Below are 15,621 nucleotides of genomic sequence, written 5' to 3'. Positions count from 1 at the left end.
TCGGCCCCGGGCGCCTCGGTGACCTCCCCGTCGGCGACCGGTTCCGTCACGACCGGCTCGGCCGGGGCCGCGATCTGCGACCGCCGCACCGCCCCCTCGAACGGCTCGGGGGCCAGCCACAGCACCCCGGACGGGGGCAGCCGCAGCAGGACCGAGGCCGGACGTCCGTGCCACACCATCTCGTCGGCCTCGACGGCCCCGAGGTTGCCGACCCCGGACCCGCCGTAGTTCTCGGCGTCGGTGTTGAGGACCTCGCGCCAGCGGCCCGCGAACGGCAGCCCGACGCGGTAGCCCTCGCGGGCGCCGCCGGAGAAGTTGGCGATGCACGCGAGCACCGTCGGCTTGCCGTCGGCGTCGACGCCGTGGCGCAGGAAGCTGAACACGTTGCCCGCGGTGTCGTTGGCATCGATCCAGGAGAAGCCCTCCGGCGACACGTCCTTCGTCCACAGGGCCGAGTGCGCCCGGTAGGCGCGGTTGAGGTCGCCGACCATCGTCTTGATCCCGCCGTGCAGCGGGTCGGCGAGGGTCTCCCAGTCCAGCGAGCGCTGCTCGGACCACTCTCGCGGCTGCCCGAACTCGCTACCCATGAACAGCAGCTGCTTGCCCGGGTGGGCCCACATGAACGCCAGCAGCGCGCGGATGTTGGCGGCCTTGTTCCACGGGTCGCCGGGCATCCGCTCCCACAGCGAGCCCTTGCCGTGCACGACCTCGTCGTGGCTGATCGGCAGGACGTAGTTCTCGCTGAACGCGTACATCAGCGAGAACGTCATCTGGTTGTGGTGGAAGCCCCGGTAGACGGGGTCGCGCCCGGTGTAGTCGAGCGTGTCGTGCATCCAGCCCATGTTCCACTTGAACCCGAAGCCGAGGCCGCCGAGGTGCGTGGGGCGGGTGACGCCGGGCCACGCCGTCGACTCCTCGGCGATCATCACGGTACCGGGGTGCTCGCGGTAGACGGTGGCGTTGACCTCCTGCAGGAACGCCACCGCGTCGAGGTTCTCGCGCCCGCCGTGGATGTTGGGCAGCCACTGCCCGTCCTTGCGGGAGTAGTCCAGGTAGAGCATCGAGGCGACGGCGTCGACGCGCAACCCGTCGATGTGGAAGGACTCCAGCCAGTACAGGGCGTTGGCGACGAGGAAGTTGCGCACCTCCTTGCGCCCGAAGTCGAACACGAGCGTGCCCCAGTCGGGCTGCTCGCCGCGGCGCGGGTCGGCGTGCTCGTAGAGCGGCCCGCCGTCGAACTTCGCGAGCGCCCACTCGTCGCGCGGGAAGTGCGCGGGCACCCAGTCGACGATGACGGCGTAGCCGTGCTGGTGCAGGTGGTCGACGAACCACCGGAAGTCGTCGGGGGTGCCGAACCGCGCGGTCGGCGCGTAGTAGCTGGTGACCTGGTAACCCCACGACCCGCCGAACGGGTGCTCGGCCACGGGCAGCAGCTCGACGTGGGTGAACGCGGTCTCGTCGAGGTAGTCGACGAGCTGGCGGGCGGCCTCGCGGTAGTCGAGCCCCTGGCGCCACGAGCCGAGGTGCAGCTCGTAGACGCTCATCGGCTCGGCGTGCGCCTGCTTCTGCGCGCGCGCCGCGATCCAGTCGCCGTCGTTCCACTCGTGCGTGTCGACGTCGACGACGGACGCGGTGGCCGGGGCGATCTCGGCCCGGAACGCCATCGGGTCGGCCTTGTCGCGCCACCGACCGTCCTGGCCGAGCACGCGGAACTTGTACCGGACACCGGGCTCGATGCCGGGGACGAACAGCTCCCAGACGCCGCTGGCGCCGAGCACCCGCATCGGGTGCGCCCAGCCGCTCCAGCCGTCGAAGTCGCCGGTGACCCGGACGCCCTGCGCGGACGGCGCCCACACGGCGAAGCTGACGCCGGTGACGGGCCCGGCGGGGGTGTCGTAGGAACGGACGTGCGCGCCGAGCACGTCCCAGAGTCGTTCGTGACGCCCCTCGCCGATGAGGTGCAGGTCCATCTCGCCCAGTGTGGGCAGCCAGCGATAGGGATCGTCCACGATGTCGACGCGCTCGCCGTAGCGCACGGCCAGCCGGTAGTCCGCCGCCGGGCCGGGTACGACGCCGGAGAACAGCCCCGCCTCGTGGATACGCACGAGCGGATGGCCGTCACCGCCCTCGTGCACCACGTGCACCTCGTCGGCGTGCGGGCGCAGGACGCGGACCACCGTGCCGTCGGGGTGCGGGTGGGCGCCCAGAACGGAGTGGGGGTCGTGGTGCGCCCCGCCGAGGACCTGGTCGACGGTGGCCGGGTCGGGGGGGCAGGCGTCGATCATCGGGTTGATCGTCTGGGTTCGGTTCTCCTCGCGATCCACCCGCGCACCCTATTGCCCCGCTCTCCGCGTCGCCGAGCCTGGCGGCAACGATCGGGTTGCCGATGCGGTGCCAGCCCCTGAACGGAGTATGGCGCGGGTCCGCGCCGCGCGGAACCCGGGCGCAGGTCGCGGGATCCGGGGGACGTGCGTCGCCGTGACGCTCAGGCGAGGTCCCGCAGGGCCGCCAGGAACGCCCGCAGGTCGGCCGGCCCGTCGGAGGCGATGAGGTGGAGGCGCCGCAGGTCGAGATCGGCGTAGGCGTGCACGATCAGTTTGTGGAACCCGGCGGCCCGGGCGAGGCGGCTGGCCAGCTCGGCGTCGAGGACCCCGGCTCCGGCCAGTGACCGGAACGCGTCCCCGTACGTCGGCGGGCTGCCGAGGCCGAGCCGGACGCAGGTGGACACCGCCAGGTCGATCACGACCTGGACGGCCTGCCACAGGTGCAGGACGACGGTGTCGGTGGCCGAGCTGAGCGGGCTCAGCCCGTCCACGTCGGCGGGCAGGTGGGTGGCGACGCGGTCGAGGTGGCGGCCCACCGCCGCGGCCCGCTCCGCGAGCAGTTCCCGGTCGACCCCGGTCATCCCAGATCCGCCAGCACGGACTCCTGCGCGGCCCGGATGACCGGGCCCGCGTCGCACCAGTACCGGGTGGCCTCGAGCCGGAACTCCAGGAACGCGTCCGGGCGGCTCTCCAGCAGCGCGATCCCGTCGCGGGCGGCGCGGTAGCGGAGCAGGGCGCTCGTGCGGTCGAGGTCGACGACGTCGACGGCGTCGGTGCCGAGCACGGCGGTGAGATCGGCGGTGAGCGCGCCCAGGTCGACCCGGCCGTCGGTGAGCACACCGATGTCCCAGTCGGCCGCCGGACCGTGGTCGCCGCGCGCCCGCGACCCGTGCAGCACGACCAGACGCAGACCGGGATGACGCGGCAGCAGCGCAGCGATCGCCTCGACGTCCACGGGCGCAGGGTACGCGCTCAGCGCACCGTCTCCTCCGAGGTCAGCCGGGCGATCGAGGCGAGCGGGATCGGGGCCCAGGCCGGGCGGCTGCGGGTCTCGTAGAGCAGCTCGTAGACGGCCTTGTCGAGCTCGAAGGCACGCAGCAGCATCCGCTGCTCCCGCGGGTCGGTGCCGGCGCGGAGCGCGTAGCCGTCGCAGAACGCCGACCGGTTGCGCTCGGCCCACTCGTTGGCGCGCCACACCAGCTGCGAGTCGTGGTCCGGTTCGGCGAACGACGCCGGCTCCCACTGCAGGATCTGGTGGAACGCGGCGTAGTCGAAGGAGCGGAGCATCCCGGCGACGTCGCGCAGGGGCGAGTCGGGCCGCACCCGCTCCTCCAGCGGGGCCGCGGGCTCGCCCTCGAAGTCGATGACCAGCCAGCCGTAGGGGGTGCGCAGTGTCTGGCCCAGGTGCAGGTCACCGTGGACGCGCTGGGCGGGCAGCGGCGCGCCCAGCCCGGCCACGGCGTCGTAGGTGGCCCGGATGGCGTCGACGTGCGGCGCGAGCGCGGGCACCTCCGCCGTGGTGACGGCGAGGCGCTGGTGCCACACCGCGGCGAGCTCGCGGGCGTCGCGCTCGGAGGTGCCCAGCGCGCGGCGCAGCTCGTCGTGCACGACGCCGACGGTCTCGCCCAGCCGCGAGGCCTCGCCGGCGAAGTCGCCGCCCACCTCGTCGGCGCGCAGGTCGCCCTCGGCGAGCAGGTCGCGGACGCTGGCCAGGGCCATCGCCCAGCCGTCGGCGGAGTTGGCCGCGAAGTCCTGCAGCATCCCGAGCGTGGCGGGCGCGCCGTCGAGGGTGCCCTCGATCGCGCCCTGCAGGGCCGCGACCTCGTGCGACTCGACCGAGCGCAGCGCGCGGTGCAGCTCCAGGTCGGGGTTGAGCCCGGACACGACCCGGCGGAAGACCTTGAGGATCGACCTGTCGCCCCAGGCCACCGACGTGTTCGACTGCTCGATGCCCAGCACCCGCCCCGGCACGCCCTCGGCGATCTCCGCGGCGGGCTCCGGCACGAACGCGATGCCGTCGACGGTGCGTCCGGCGCGGATCGCCTCGATCAGCCACGCGGTGACGTCGACGTCGTACAGGGCGTCGTAGGCCACGAGGCCGTCGAGGTGCCCGATGACGACGTGCTCCAGGTCGGCCCGCGACTGCGCGCGGCGGCCGAGGTAGAGCTGGTAGTGCTGCACGGGCGAGCCGTCGTCGAAGGCGACGGCGAGCAGCAGGTGGTCGACGTGCGGCTCGCCGTCGGTGAGCAGCGGGGTGCGCGCGGCGATCTCGACCGACCGGACGGGCCGGCCCTTCGCGGCGAACCAGCGCTGCTGGGGCAGCCACTCGGAGAGCAGGTCGGGGAGTTCGTTCACGCAGATCCCTCCGCCGGGGTGATCGAGAACCAGTAGAAGCCGTGTCCCGGCAGCGTCAGCAGGTAGGGGAGCTCGCCGATCCTCGGGAACGGCACGCCGCCGGTCAGTTCGTGGGGCGCACAGCCGACCCAGGCCGAGAGGTCGAGCTCGACGGGCTGCGGGAAGCGGGACATGTTGTTGACGCAGAGCACGACGTCGTCGCCGTGCTCGCGGACGTAGGCCAGCACGGTCGGGTTCGTGCCGCCCAGCTCGTGGTACTCGCCGAGCCCGAACGCCTGGTGGCGCTTGCGGACCTCGATCATGTGCCGCGTCCAGTGCAGCAGCGACGTCGAGGAGTTGAGCTGCGCCTCGACGTTCACCGCCTGGTAGCCGTAGAGCGGGTCCATGATGATCGGCAGGTAGAGACGGCCCGGGTCGGACATGGAGAACCCGGCGTTGCGGTCGGGGCTCCACTGCATCGGGCTGCGCACCGCGTCGCGGTCGCCCAGCCAGATGTTGTCGCCCATCCCGATCTCGTCGCCGTAGTACAGGACGGGCGAGCCGGGCAGCGACATCAGCAGCGCGGTGAACAGCTCCAGCTGGTTGCGGTCGTTGTCGAGCAGCGGCGCCAGCCGTCGGCGGATCCCGATGTTGGCCTTCATCCGCGGGTCCTTGGCGTACTCCGCGTACATGTAGTCGCGTTCCTCGTCGGTGACCATCTCGAGTGTCAGCTCGTCGTGGTTGCGCAGGAAGATGCCCCACTGCGCGTTCGCCGGGATCGCGGGCGTCTGCGCGAGGATCTCCGAGATCGGGAACCGGTTCTCGCGGCGCACCGCCATGAAGATGCGGGGCATCAGCGGGAAGTGGAACGCCATGTGGCACTCGTCGCCGCCGACCTCCGGGTCGCCGAAGTACTCCACGACGTCCGAGGGCCACTGGTTGGCCTCCGCGAGCAGCACCCGGCCCGGGTACTCGACGTCCATCACCTTGCGGCAGCGCTTGAGGAAGTCGTGGCTCTCGGTGAGGTTCTCGCAGTTGGTGCCCTCGCGCTCGAACAGGTACGGCACCGCGTCGAGGCGGAAGCCGTCGATGCCCAGGTCCAGCCAGAAGCGCAGGACCTCGATCATCGCCTCCTGGACGTCGGGGTTGTCGTAGTTCAGGTCGGGCTGGTGGGAGAAGAAGCGGTGCCAGTAGAACTGGCCGCGGACCGGGTCGTAGGTCCAGTTCGACGTCTCGGTGTCGACGAAGATGATCCGCGCGTCGGCGTAGCGGGAGTCGTCGTCGGACCAGACGTAGTAGTCGCCGTAGGGCCCCTCGGGGTTGCGCCGGGACTCCTCGAACCACGGGTGTGTGTCGGACGTGTGGTTCATGACGAGGTCGGTGATGACGCGCAGGCCGCGTTTGTGTGCCTCGTCGAGGAAGTAGACGAAGTCCTCGACGGTGCCGAACTCGGGCAGCACCTGGCGGAAGTCGCGGATGTCGTACCCGCCGTCGCGCAGCGGGGAGTCGTAGAACGGGGGCAGCCACAGGCAGTCGACGCCCAGCCACTGGAGGTAGTCCAGCTTCGAGGTCAGACCACGCAGGTCCCCGGTGCCGTCGCGGTTGGAGTCCTGGAACGCCCGCACCAGAACCTCGTAGAAGACCGCGCGTTTGTACCAGTCGTGGTCGACGTCGAGGGTGCGTGCATGTCCGTAGTCGTCGGCGTCCTGCTCGACGACGACGCCCGGTTCGGCCTTGTCACTCATCGGGGCCGAGGCTAATCGGACTCGCCCCGGTTCACAGCACGTGGGGCGAGAACGATTCAGTTCCTACCGCTGGACGCGCAGGATGTGCGCGACGTGGTTCCACGGCTGCAGGTCGACGTAGTTGAACTGGCCCCAGTCCCACGTCTCGCCGCTGACCTCGTCGTGCACCGTGAACCGGTCGTCCCAGCCCAGCCCGAGCGCCGGCATGTCGAGCGACGTCGTGCCCACCTGGCCGCTGAACGAGTCCAGCGTGCAGACCACCAGGACCGTGTCGCCGGTGGCGGGCTCGGTCTTGGAGTAGGCGATGATCTGCTCGTTGTCGACGTGGTGGAACGTGATGTTCCGCAGCTGCTGCAGCGCGGGGTGGGCCTTGCGGATCTCGTTGAGCCGCGTCAGGTAGGGCTCCAGCGAGTTGCCCGATGCCGCGGCGGCCTCGAAGTCGCGCGGGCGCAGCTCGTACTTCTCGGAGTTGTTGTACTCCTCGCTGCCCGGCTTGACCGGGTCGCCCTCGTACAGCTCGAAGCCGGAGTAGACGCCCCAGGTCGGCGCCATCGTCGCGGCCAGCGTGGCACGGATCGCGAACATGCCGGGCCCGCCGGTCTGCAGCGACTCGTGGAGGATGTCGGGGGTGTTGACGAACAGGTTCGGCCGGGCCTCGTCGGCGCGCTCGGCGTGCATGAGCGCGAACTCGGTGAGCTCCGGCTTCGTGGTGCGCCAGGTGAAGTAGGTGTAGCTCTGGGTGAACCCCAGGCGGGCGAGCCCGAACAGCCGCGCGGGGCGGGTGAACGCCTCGGCCAGGAACAGCACCTCGGGGTGGCGGGACTTGACCTGCCAGATCAGCCAGTGCCAGAAGTTCGGCGGCTTGGTGTGCGGGTTGTCGACGCGGAAGATCTTCACGCCGTGCTCGACCCAGTGCAGCACCACGCGCAGCGACTCTGCGTAGATGCCGGCCGGGTCGTTGTCGAAGTTGACCGGGTAGATGTCCTGGTACTTCTTCGGCGGGTTCTCCGCGTAGGCGATCGAGCCGTCGGGGCGGACGGTGAACCACTCCGGGTGCTCGGTGACCCACGGGTGGTCGGGCGCGCACTGCAGGGCGAAGTCGAGCGCGACCTCCATGCCGAGGTCGTTCGTGCGCGCCACGAACGCGTCGAAGTCCTCCAGCGTGCCCAGCTCGGGGTCGATCGCGTCGTGCCCGCCGTCGGCCGAGCCGATCGCCCACGGCGAGCCGACGTCGCCGGGCCCGGCGTTGACGTTGTTGTTGCGCCCCTTGCGGTGCTTCGTGCCGACCGGGTGGATCGGCGGCAGGTAGACGACGTCGAAGCCCATCGCGGCGACGCGGTCGAGCGCCTTCGCGGACGTGACGAACGAGCCGTGCACGGCGCGGCCGGTCTCGTCGCGGCCACCCGTGGAGCGCGGGAAGAACTCGTACCAGGAGCCGTAGAGGGCGCGCTCGCGGTCGACGTAGACCTGCTGGGCGCGGCCGCGGGTGATCAGCTCGCGGACCGGGCGCTCGGTCATGATCTGCTGCACGGCCGGGAACAGCGCGGGCGCGACGCGGGCGCGCAGCGGCATCGCGGTGTCGCGCAGCGCGTTGGCGGCGCCGAAGAGGAGGTCGCGGTTGCCGCGCTCGGCGGGACGACGGCCCACGCGCTGCAGCAGGCGGGCGCCGATCTCGAGGTCGTTGGCGAGCTCGTCGGGGCTCTGGCCGGCTTCCATCTTCTTGGTGACGGCGTGGCGCCACGTCGCCCACGGGTCGCTCCACGCGTCGACCCGGAACGTCCACATGCCCGGCTCGTCGGCGGCGACGGTGGCGGCGAAGGTGTCGCCGCCGACCCCGACCGGTTCCATGCGCACGTGGTGCGCGGTGCCCTTGCTGCCGACGCGCTTCCAGACGACGTTGGCGGCGACCGCGTCGTGGCCCTCGCGCCACACCGCGGCGGTGATCGGGACGACCTCGCCGACCACGGCCTTGGCGGCCTGGCGGCCCCCACTGACCGAGGGCGTGACGTCGTCGATACCGATTCGTCCGGTCATCTCGGCACACACCCCCACTGAGCAGCCGTCGCAAGCGTCACAACCGTACCTACCCCGTCCAGCCACGAAAGGAACGGGTCGGAACCGATTCCGGAAGGTTCACGTGATCGTCATCCGGGCGGGCGGAACCGCTGCTTGAACGATCACGGGATCGGTTCCTCTATCCTGCCGCGCGTGAGAGCTCTCCGCCGTTTCACCGTGCGCGCCCAGCTGCCTCCCGCCCTCGCGCCCCTGCAGGCGCTGGCCACCAACCTGCGGTGGAGCTGGCATCCGCCCACCCAGGACCTGTTCGCCACGCTCGACCCCGATGCGTGGGAACGGGCCGGGCACGACCCCGTCCGCCTGCTCGGCGAGATCCCGACCGAGCGCTTCGAGGTGCTCGCCAAGGACGCCGACACCGTCGTCACCGTCCGGGAGCTGGCCGACGACCTCGCGGCCTACCTCGACGGACCGCGCTGGTACCAGTCCGAGCGCGAGGACGACGAGACGCTGCCCGAGGCCGTCGGCTACTTCTCGATGGAGTTCGGCGTCAGCGAGGTGCTGCCCAACTACTCCGGCGGCCTCGGTGTGCTGGCCGGTGACCACCTCAAGGCGGCGTCGGACCTCGGCGTACCGCTGATCGCCGTCGGCCTGCTGTACCGCTCGGGCTACTTCCGCCAGTCGCTCTCGCTCGACGGCTGGCAGCTCGAGCACTACCCGGCGCTCGACCCGCAGGGCCTGCCGCTGCAGCTCGTCGCCGCGGCCGACGGCAGCCCGGTGCTCGTGACGATCGCGATGCCCGCCGGCCGCACGCTGCACGCGCGGATCTGGCAGGCCTCCGTCGGACGGGTCCCGCTGCTGCTGCTCGACTCCGACATCGAGGAGAACGAGCCCGACCTGCGCGGCGTCACCGACCGCCTCTACGGCGGCGACCAGGACCAGCGCATCCGCCAGGAGATCCTGGTCGGCGTCGGGGGAGTGCGGGCCGTCCGGGCGTTCTGCGAGGTCACCGGCCACCCCCAGCCCGCGGTGTTCCACACCAACGAGGGACACGCCGGGTTCCTGGGCCTGGAGCGCATCCGCGAGCTGCAGGACGCGCACGGCCTGTCGTTCGACGAGTCGCTCGCCGCCGTCCGCGCGGGCACCGTCTTCACCACGCACACACCCGTGCCCGCGGGCATCGACCGCTTCCCCGTCGACATGGTCCAGCACTACTTCGGTGAGACGCTGCTGCCCGGCGTCCCGATGCAGCGCGTCCTCGCGCTCGGCGCCGAGGACAACCCCAACATGTTCAACATGGCGCACATGGGGCTGCGGCTCGCGCAGCGCGCCAACGGCGTCTCGCAGCTGCACGGTGCGGTGTCCCGCGGCATGTTCGGCGGGCTGTGGGAGGGCTTCGACGCCGACGAGGTGCCGATCGGCTCGGTCACCAACGGCGTGCACGGGGCCACCTGGGAGGCCCGGGAGATCACCGAGCTGATCGGTACGCCCGACGACCCGGCCGCCGAGGTCTCCGACGGCGAGCTGTGGGACCTGCGCACCGCGCTGCGCGCGCGGCTCGTCGCGGAGGTGCGCCGCCGGGTCCGCAAGGCCTGGCTGGAGCGCGGCGCGTCGCTGCCGGAGCTGGGCTGGACCGAGCACGTCTTCGACGAGAACGTGCTCACCGTCGGGTTCGCCCGCCGCGTGCCCACCTACAAGCGGCTCACGCTGATGCTGCGCGACAAGGACCGGCTGCGCGACCTGCTCCTGGACCCGCACCGCCCGGTGCAGCTCGTCGTCGCGGGCAAGAGCCACCCGGCCGACGACGGCGGCAAGGCGCTGATCCAGGAGATCGTGCGGTTCGCCGACGACCCGGCGGTGCGGCACCGCATCACGTTCCTGCCCGACTACGACATGTCGATGGCCCGCTACCTCTACTGGGGCTGCGACGTCTGGCTGAACAACCCGCTGCGCCCGCTCGAGGCGTGTGGGACCTCCGGCATGAAGTCGGCGCTCAACGGCGGCCTCAACCTGTCGATCCGCGACGGCTGGTGGGACGAGTTCTACGACGGGTCCAACGGCTGGGCCATCCCCACCGCCGACGGCATCTCCGACCCCACCCGCCGCGACGACCTGGAGGCCAACGCGCTCTACGAGCTGCTGGCCACACAGGTCGGGCCCGCGTTCTACGACCGCACCGACGGTGTGCCGCCGCGCTGGGTCGAGCTGGTGCGCCACACCCTGACGACGCTGCGCCCGCAGGTGCAGGCCGCCCGGATGGTGCAGGAGTACACCGAGACGCTCTACGCCCCGGCCTCCCGCGCCGCGGCCGGGATCGTCGCCGACTCCTTCGGACCCGCCCGCGAGCTGGCCGCCTACCGGTCTCGGCTCGGCGACGCCTGGAACCGGGTGCAGGTCGTGGGCGTCGACGCGTCCGGGCTGCCGGACACCCCGGTCGTCGGGGCGCCGATGACGGTGCGCGCGGTGGTGGAGCTGGCCGGGCTGGACCCGGCGGACGTGGTCGTCGAGGCCGTCGTCGGGCCCGTCGACGAGACCGACCAGCTCGACGCCCGCAAGCGCGCGGCCGCGATGAAGCACGTGGGCCCGGCGGACGGGGCGGGACAGCGGTTCGAGGCCGTGGTGCCGCTGCCGCACGCGGGGCTGACGGGCTACACGGTCCGCGTCCTGCCGTCGCACCCGCTGCTGGCGAGCTCGGCCGAGCTCGGCAAGGTCGTCCTCGCCGGCTGAGTGCCGGCCCCGGTGGTGCAGTAAAGCCACTCTGCTGCCATGACGTGGCGGCAGAGTGGCTTTACTGCCATACGGGGGCGGGTCAGGGGATGAGCAGGTCCTGGCCCGGGTGGATCAGGTCGGGGTTCGCGATGTTGTTGGCCTGCGCGATGCGCATGTAGTCGCCCGCGTTGCCGTAGAACTCCTTCGAGATCTTCGACAGGGTGTCGCCGCGCTGCACGGTGTAGCGGCGCTCGGCGGGGGCCGGCGGGGCGGCAGCCGCTGCGGCGGCCGCCTCGGCCTCGGCGCGGCCCTGGGCCTCGGCGGCGTCCAGAGCGGCCTTGTCGGCCTCGCTGATGTAGGAGTTGGGCGACCACGCGACCGACTTGTCGGCCTTGTAGATCACCAGGTTGCGGTCGTCCTGCAGCTCCAGGTGGCCGCCGGGGGCGTCGGTGTCCGAGGCCCACACCACGCCGTTGTCGGCGGTGTAGAGCACGAAGTTGCCGTCGGCCTGCATGTCGGCGCGTGCGGCGCCCTTGCCCGCGGTGTCGGTGCTCCACGCGACCGCGCCCGAGGCGTCGGTCAGGGTCAGGTTGCCGTCGGCCTGCAGGGCCAGGGTGTAGCGGCCGTTCGCCGAGGCGATGCCCGCCTGGCCCGCAGTGAGGCTGCTTCCGCCGGTGAGAGTGCTCACGAAGTGTCCTCTGCTCGTCCCGGAGTCCCGCCCACGCCCGCGTCTGGACGCGGGCCGCTCCGGCCGGGGCAGATTAGTGGTGCGCCCCGACCCCGGTGATCACGGGGCGGGGCTCAGCCGCAGCAGCCGCCCCCGCAGCACCCTCCGCCGCCGCCCGCCGGGGCGGGGACGCGCTGGGCGCCGCTGCGACCACCGACGGACACCGTCGTGAGCAGCTTGACGGTGTCGGCGTGGCCCGCGGGGCAGGAGGCGGGGTCGCCGGACTCGCTCATCGGGCGGTTGACCTCGAAGGTCTCCGTGCACTCGCGGCAGCGGAAGTCGTAGCGCGGCATGGGGCGACGATAGCGCCCCGGGGCCCGATCGCGGCGCCGTCAGCAGAGCGCCCGCGGTGCGCTGGGCCAGCGCGAGGTCCTCGGCCGATGCGGCGCGGGCCAGCAGGGCGCCGGTGGTGGTCCACCGGGCCTCGGCCCGGCGGAGTGCGTCGGGTCCGGCGTCGGCGGCGGCCACCAGGTGCCCGAGCCGGGCCTGCGCCGGGCGGGCACCGGCGCGGGCGGTGCGCAGGCCCGGGCGTCGGCGCAGCAGCGGGACGAGCGCCCCGGCCACGAGCGCCCCGGCCACGAGCACCCCGGCCACGAGCACCCCGGCCACGAGCACCACGGCAGCCCCGACGAGGACGGCGGTCACCGGAGCACCACCCGTTCCAGCGCGGTGAGCTCGGCGTCGAGCGCGGGCTCGTCGCGGGCGGCCTGCACCCCGGCCGGCACGAGGACGTAGCGGCCCGCGGCGGCCCGGGCCCTCGCGCGGGCGGGGTCGCCAGGGTGCTCGGCGAGCACGGCGTCGGCCGGGCGGGCGGTGCGGGCGAGCTGCTCCAGCCGCCGGGTGCGCAGGGCGCGCCGCCGGGCCGGGACGGACCTGCGGTCAGGGGGTGCGCAGGAGCAGCAGGGAGCGCGGCGGCTGCGTGATGGTCGCACCCCCCGGCACCGGCCGGAGCCCGGCCGGTACACCGTCGGACCGGGTGGAGTCGAGCTCCGGGACGTACGGGCCGCCGTCGGGCAGCGTCACCGCCAGCGCGTCCCATCCGGCGTGCAGGAGCAGCAGCCACTCCCCGCGCAGCAGGCCGAGGCTGTGCAGGCCGCCGTCGTGCCAGTCGTGCCCGCGCAGCCGACGCCCCGACGGGTGCCACCACAGCACCTCGCCGTCGCGGTAGAAGCTGTCGCGGTGCAGCGCGGGGGAGCTGCGCCGGATCGTCGTGACGCGCGCGACGAACGCCGTGAGCGACTCCGCGTCGGCGCCGACGCCCCAGCCGACCCACGACGTGGGTCCGTCGAGGCAGTAGGCGTTGTTGTTGCCGCCCTGGGTGCGCCAGAGCTCGTCGCCGCCGAGCAGCATCGGCGTGCCGGTGGACAGCAGCATCGTGGCGAGCAGGGCCCGCGCGGCCGAGAGCCGTCGCTCGGCGATCACCGGGGACGTCGTCGGGCCCTCGACGCCGAAGTTCTGCGAGCGGTTGTCGTCGGTGCCGTCGCGGTTGCCCTCGCCGTTCTCCTCGTTGTGCTTGTGGTGGTAGGACACCAGGTCGCGCAGGGTGAAGCCGTCGTGGGCGGTGACGAAGTTGACCGACGCCCACGGCCGGCGCCCGTTGGCGGCGTAGAGGTCGGAGCTGCCGGTCAGCCGCGAGGCCACCTCCCCGATGCCGCCGTGGCCGCGCCAGAAGTCGCGGACGGCGTCGCGGAAGCGCCCGTTCCACTCCGACCACGCCACCCCGAACCCGCCGACGCGGTATCCCTCACCGGTGGCGTCCCACGGCTCGGCGATCAGCTTGACGCGCGACAGGATCGGGTCGACGGCGATCGCGGTGAGCAGCGGGGCGTGCGGGTCGAACGCGCCCGAGCGCGGCCGTCCGAGCACCGAGGCGAGGTCGATCCGGAAGCCGTCGACGCCGAACGTCGTCACCCAGTGCCGCATGGCGTCGCAGACCAGGCGGATGACGGTCGGGGAGCCCGCGTCGAGGGTGTTGCCGGTGCCGGTGATGTCGGCGTCGTGGCCGTTGCCGCCGAGGGAGTAGTACGCGGGGGCGTCGAGGCCGCGGTAGGACAGCGTCGTGCCGCCGACCCCGCCCTCCGCGGTGTGGTTGGGGACGATGTCGAGGATCACCTCGATGCCCGCGGCGTGCAGCGCGCCGACCATCGTCGCGAACTCCTCGACCTCCGCCCCCGGCACGCTCGCGTACCCGGCGTGCGGGGCGAGGAAGCCGAGCGTCGCGTAGCCCCAGTAGTTGGGCAGGCCCCGCTCCAGCAGCGGCGGCTCGTCGGCGATCGAGGTGACCGGCAGCAGCTCGACGGCGGTGACGCCGATCCGGGTGAGGTGCGCGATCACGGCCGGGTGGGCGAGGCCGAGGTAGGTGCCGCGGTGCTCCGGCGGGACGTCGGGGTGGCTCTTCGTGTAGCCGCGGACGTGCAGCTCGGTGATCACCGTCTCCGACCACGGGACGTCCGGGCGCGGGTGCGTCGGCGACCCGTCCGGCCCACTGACGACCGAGAGCGGCACGTGCCCCAGCGAGTCGCGCTCGTTGAGCGCACCGGTCATCGGGTCGTCGACCCAGCCGCGGGCGGCGCCGAGGTCGGTGACGTGCCCGGTGATCCGGCGGGCGTACGGGTCGACCAGGATCTTCGCGGGGTTCGCCCGCAGCCCCTGCCACGGCCGGTACGGGCCCTGCACCCGGTAGCCGTAGCGCTGCCCCGCGACCACTCCGGGGACGTGGCCGTGCCAGACGCCGAACGTGCGCTCCGTCAGCTCCACCCGCCGCTCGGTGAGCGCGTGGTCGGGCCCGTCGACCAGACAGACCTCGACGGAATCGGCACTCGTGGAGGCGACGGCGAACCGCACCCCGGAATCGTCGACATGGGAACCCAGGGGGAAGACCGGCACGACGGGTCAGGATAGAGGGCACCTCGGGCCGGGACCGCACGATCGGCCAGGATGGGCACCGTGGCTGCACCTCTCCCTCCTCCGGACCTGACCGACCTCGTCGTCCGGATGGACGGCGTGTCCGTCCGCCGTGGCCCGGCCACGCTCGTGCACGACGTCGACTGGCGCGTCGAGCTCGACGAGCGCTGGGTCGTACTGGGCCCCAACGGCGCGGGCAAGACCACGCTGATGCGGCTCGCCGCGGCCGAGCTGCACCCCACGGTCGGCGCGGTGCACGTGCTCGGGGAGCGGATCGGGCGCGTCAACCTCGCGGAGCTGCGCACCCGGATCGGCCTGACGTCCGCCGCGCTCGGCCTGCGCATCCCGAACGACGAGACGGTGCGCGACGTCGTCGTCAGCGCCGGGTACGGGGTGCTCGGCCGCTGGCGCGAGGACTACGAGAGCGCCGACACCGACCGCGCCGACCAGCTGCTCGACGCGCTCGGCGTCCGCACGCTGGCGGAGCGCACGTACGGGACGCTGAGCGAGGGGGAGCGCAAGCGCACCCTGATCGCCCGCGCGCTGATGACCGATCCCGAGCTCCTGCTCCTCGACGAGCCCGCCGCCGGCCTCGACCTGGGCGGCCGCGAGGACCTCGTCTCCCGGCTCACCGCGCTCGCCGCCGACCCCGACGCCCCCGCATCGATCCTGGTCACCCACCACGTCGAGGAGATCCCCGTCGGCTACAGCCACGGGCTGCTGCTGCGCGACGGTGGCGTGGTCGCGGCGGGCCTGCTCGAGGACGTGCTGACCGACGAGAACCTCACCGCCACCTTCGGCCTGCCGCTCGGCGTGCTGCGCCGTCGCGGGCGCTACACCGCGTGGTTGCGTTGATCTAGGGTCC

Annotated in this window: 11 protein-coding genes and 1 pseudogene; 2 read left to right on the top strand and 10 right to left on the bottom strand. The window is 72.6% G+C overall.

What is annotated here, in order from left to right; genetic code table 11:
• Positions 1-104: 104 nt before the first annotated feature.
• From glgB to I4I81_RS16570, 6 genes and pseudogenes are all read right to left on the bottom strand, one after another.
• Positions 105-2,285 (bottom strand): annotated as a pseudogene (gene glgB / locus I4I81_RS16595) (1,4-alpha-glucan branching protein GlgB); the annotation flags it as partial.
• 200 nt (positions 2,286-2,485) lie between these two features.
• Complete coding sequence (hepT, locus tag I4I81_RS16590) at positions 2,486-2,905, bottom strand: type VII toxin-antitoxin system HepT family RNase toxin (protein WP_218601685.1); 420 nt, start codon at positions 2,903-2,905, stop codon at positions 2,486-2,488.
• Positions 2,902-3,279, bottom strand: a complete 378-nt coding sequence (gene mntA / locus I4I81_RS16585) for a type VII toxin-antitoxin system MntA family adenylyltransferase antitoxin (protein ID WP_218601686.1) — start codon at positions 3,277-3,279, stop codon at positions 2,902-2,904. The genes hepT and mntA overlap by 4 nt, the downstream gene beginning before the upstream one ends.
• Positions 3,280-3,296: 17 nt before the next feature.
• Positions 3,297-4,679 carry a maltokinase N-terminal cap-like domain-containing protein gene (locus I4I81_RS16580; protein ID WP_226363407.1) on the bottom strand — a complete coding sequence of 461 codons (1,383 nt, stop codon included), beginning with the start codon at positions 4,677-4,679 and terminating at the stop codon, positions 3,297-3,299.
• Positions 4,676-6,403 carry a maltose alpha-D-glucosyltransferase gene (treS, locus tag I4I81_RS16575; RefSeq protein WP_218601687.1) on the bottom strand — a complete coding sequence of 576 codons (1,728 nt, stop codon included), beginning with the start codon at positions 6,401-6,403 and terminating at the stop codon, positions 4,676-4,678. The genes I4I81_RS16580 and treS overlap by 4 nt, the downstream gene beginning before the upstream one ends.
• 63 nt (positions 6,404-6,466) lie before the next feature.
• A complete protein-coding gene (locus tag I4I81_RS16570) occupies positions 6,467-8,437 on the bottom strand; it encodes an alpha-1,4-glucan--maltose-1-phosphate maltosyltransferase (protein ID WP_218601688.1) in 1,971 nt (656 codons plus the stop codon).
• A gap of 174 nt (positions 8,438-8,611) precedes the next feature.
• Between I4I81_RS16570 and glgP the strand changes: the two genes are divergently transcribed.
• Positions 8,612-11,143: an alpha-glucan family phosphorylase gene (glgP, locus tag I4I81_RS16565; RefSeq protein ID WP_218601689.1), complete on the top strand. Its 2,532-nt coding sequence runs from the start codon at positions 8,612-8,614 to the stop codon at positions 11,141-11,143.
• Positions 11,144-11,225: 82 nt separating this feature from the next.
• Here glgP and I4I81_RS16560 read toward each other — a convergent pair whose 3' ends face one another.
• From I4I81_RS16560 to glgX, 4 genes are all read right to left on the bottom strand, one after another.
• Positions 11,226-11,813 carry a LysM peptidoglycan-binding domain-containing protein gene (locus I4I81_RS16560; RefSeq protein ID WP_218601690.1) on the bottom strand — a complete coding sequence of 196 codons (588 nt, stop codon included), beginning with the start codon at positions 11,811-11,813 and terminating at the stop codon, positions 11,226-11,228.
• A gap of 113 nt (positions 11,814-11,926) precedes the next feature.
• Complete coding sequence (locus I4I81_RS16555) at positions 11,927-12,145, bottom strand: FmdB family zinc ribbon protein (protein WP_218601691.1); 219 nt, start codon at positions 12,143-12,145, stop codon at positions 11,927-11,929.
• 348 nt (positions 12,146-12,493) lie between these two features.
• On the bottom strand, positions 12,494-12,784 hold the full coding sequence (locus tag I4I81_RS16550; RefSeq protein WP_218601692.1) for a hypothetical protein: 291 nt from the start codon (positions 12,782-12,784) through the stop codon (positions 12,494-12,496).
• Positions 12,732-14,738, bottom strand: a complete 2,007-nt coding sequence (glgX, locus tag I4I81_RS16545) for a glycogen debranching protein GlgX (protein WP_218601693.1) — start codon at positions 14,736-14,738, stop codon at positions 12,732-12,734. Before glgX ends, I4I81_RS16550 begins: the two co-directional genes overlap by 53 nt.
• Positions 14,739-14,789: 51 nt before the next feature.
• Between glgX and I4I81_RS16540 the strand changes: the two genes are divergently transcribed.
• On the top strand, positions 14,790-15,611 hold the full coding sequence (locus I4I81_RS16540; protein WP_218601694.1) for an ABC transporter ATP-binding protein: 822 nt from the start codon (positions 14,790-14,792) through the stop codon (positions 15,609-15,611).
• The last annotated feature ends 10 nt before the right edge of the window (positions 15,612-15,621 follow it).

Source organism: Pseudonocardia abyssalis (assembly GCF_019263705.2).
Classification (GTDB): Bacteria; Actinomycetota; Actinomycetes; order Mycobacteriales; family Pseudonocardiaceae; genus Pseudonocardia; species Pseudonocardia abyssalis.
This window is presented reverse-complemented; position numbering and strand designations above follow the sequence as displayed.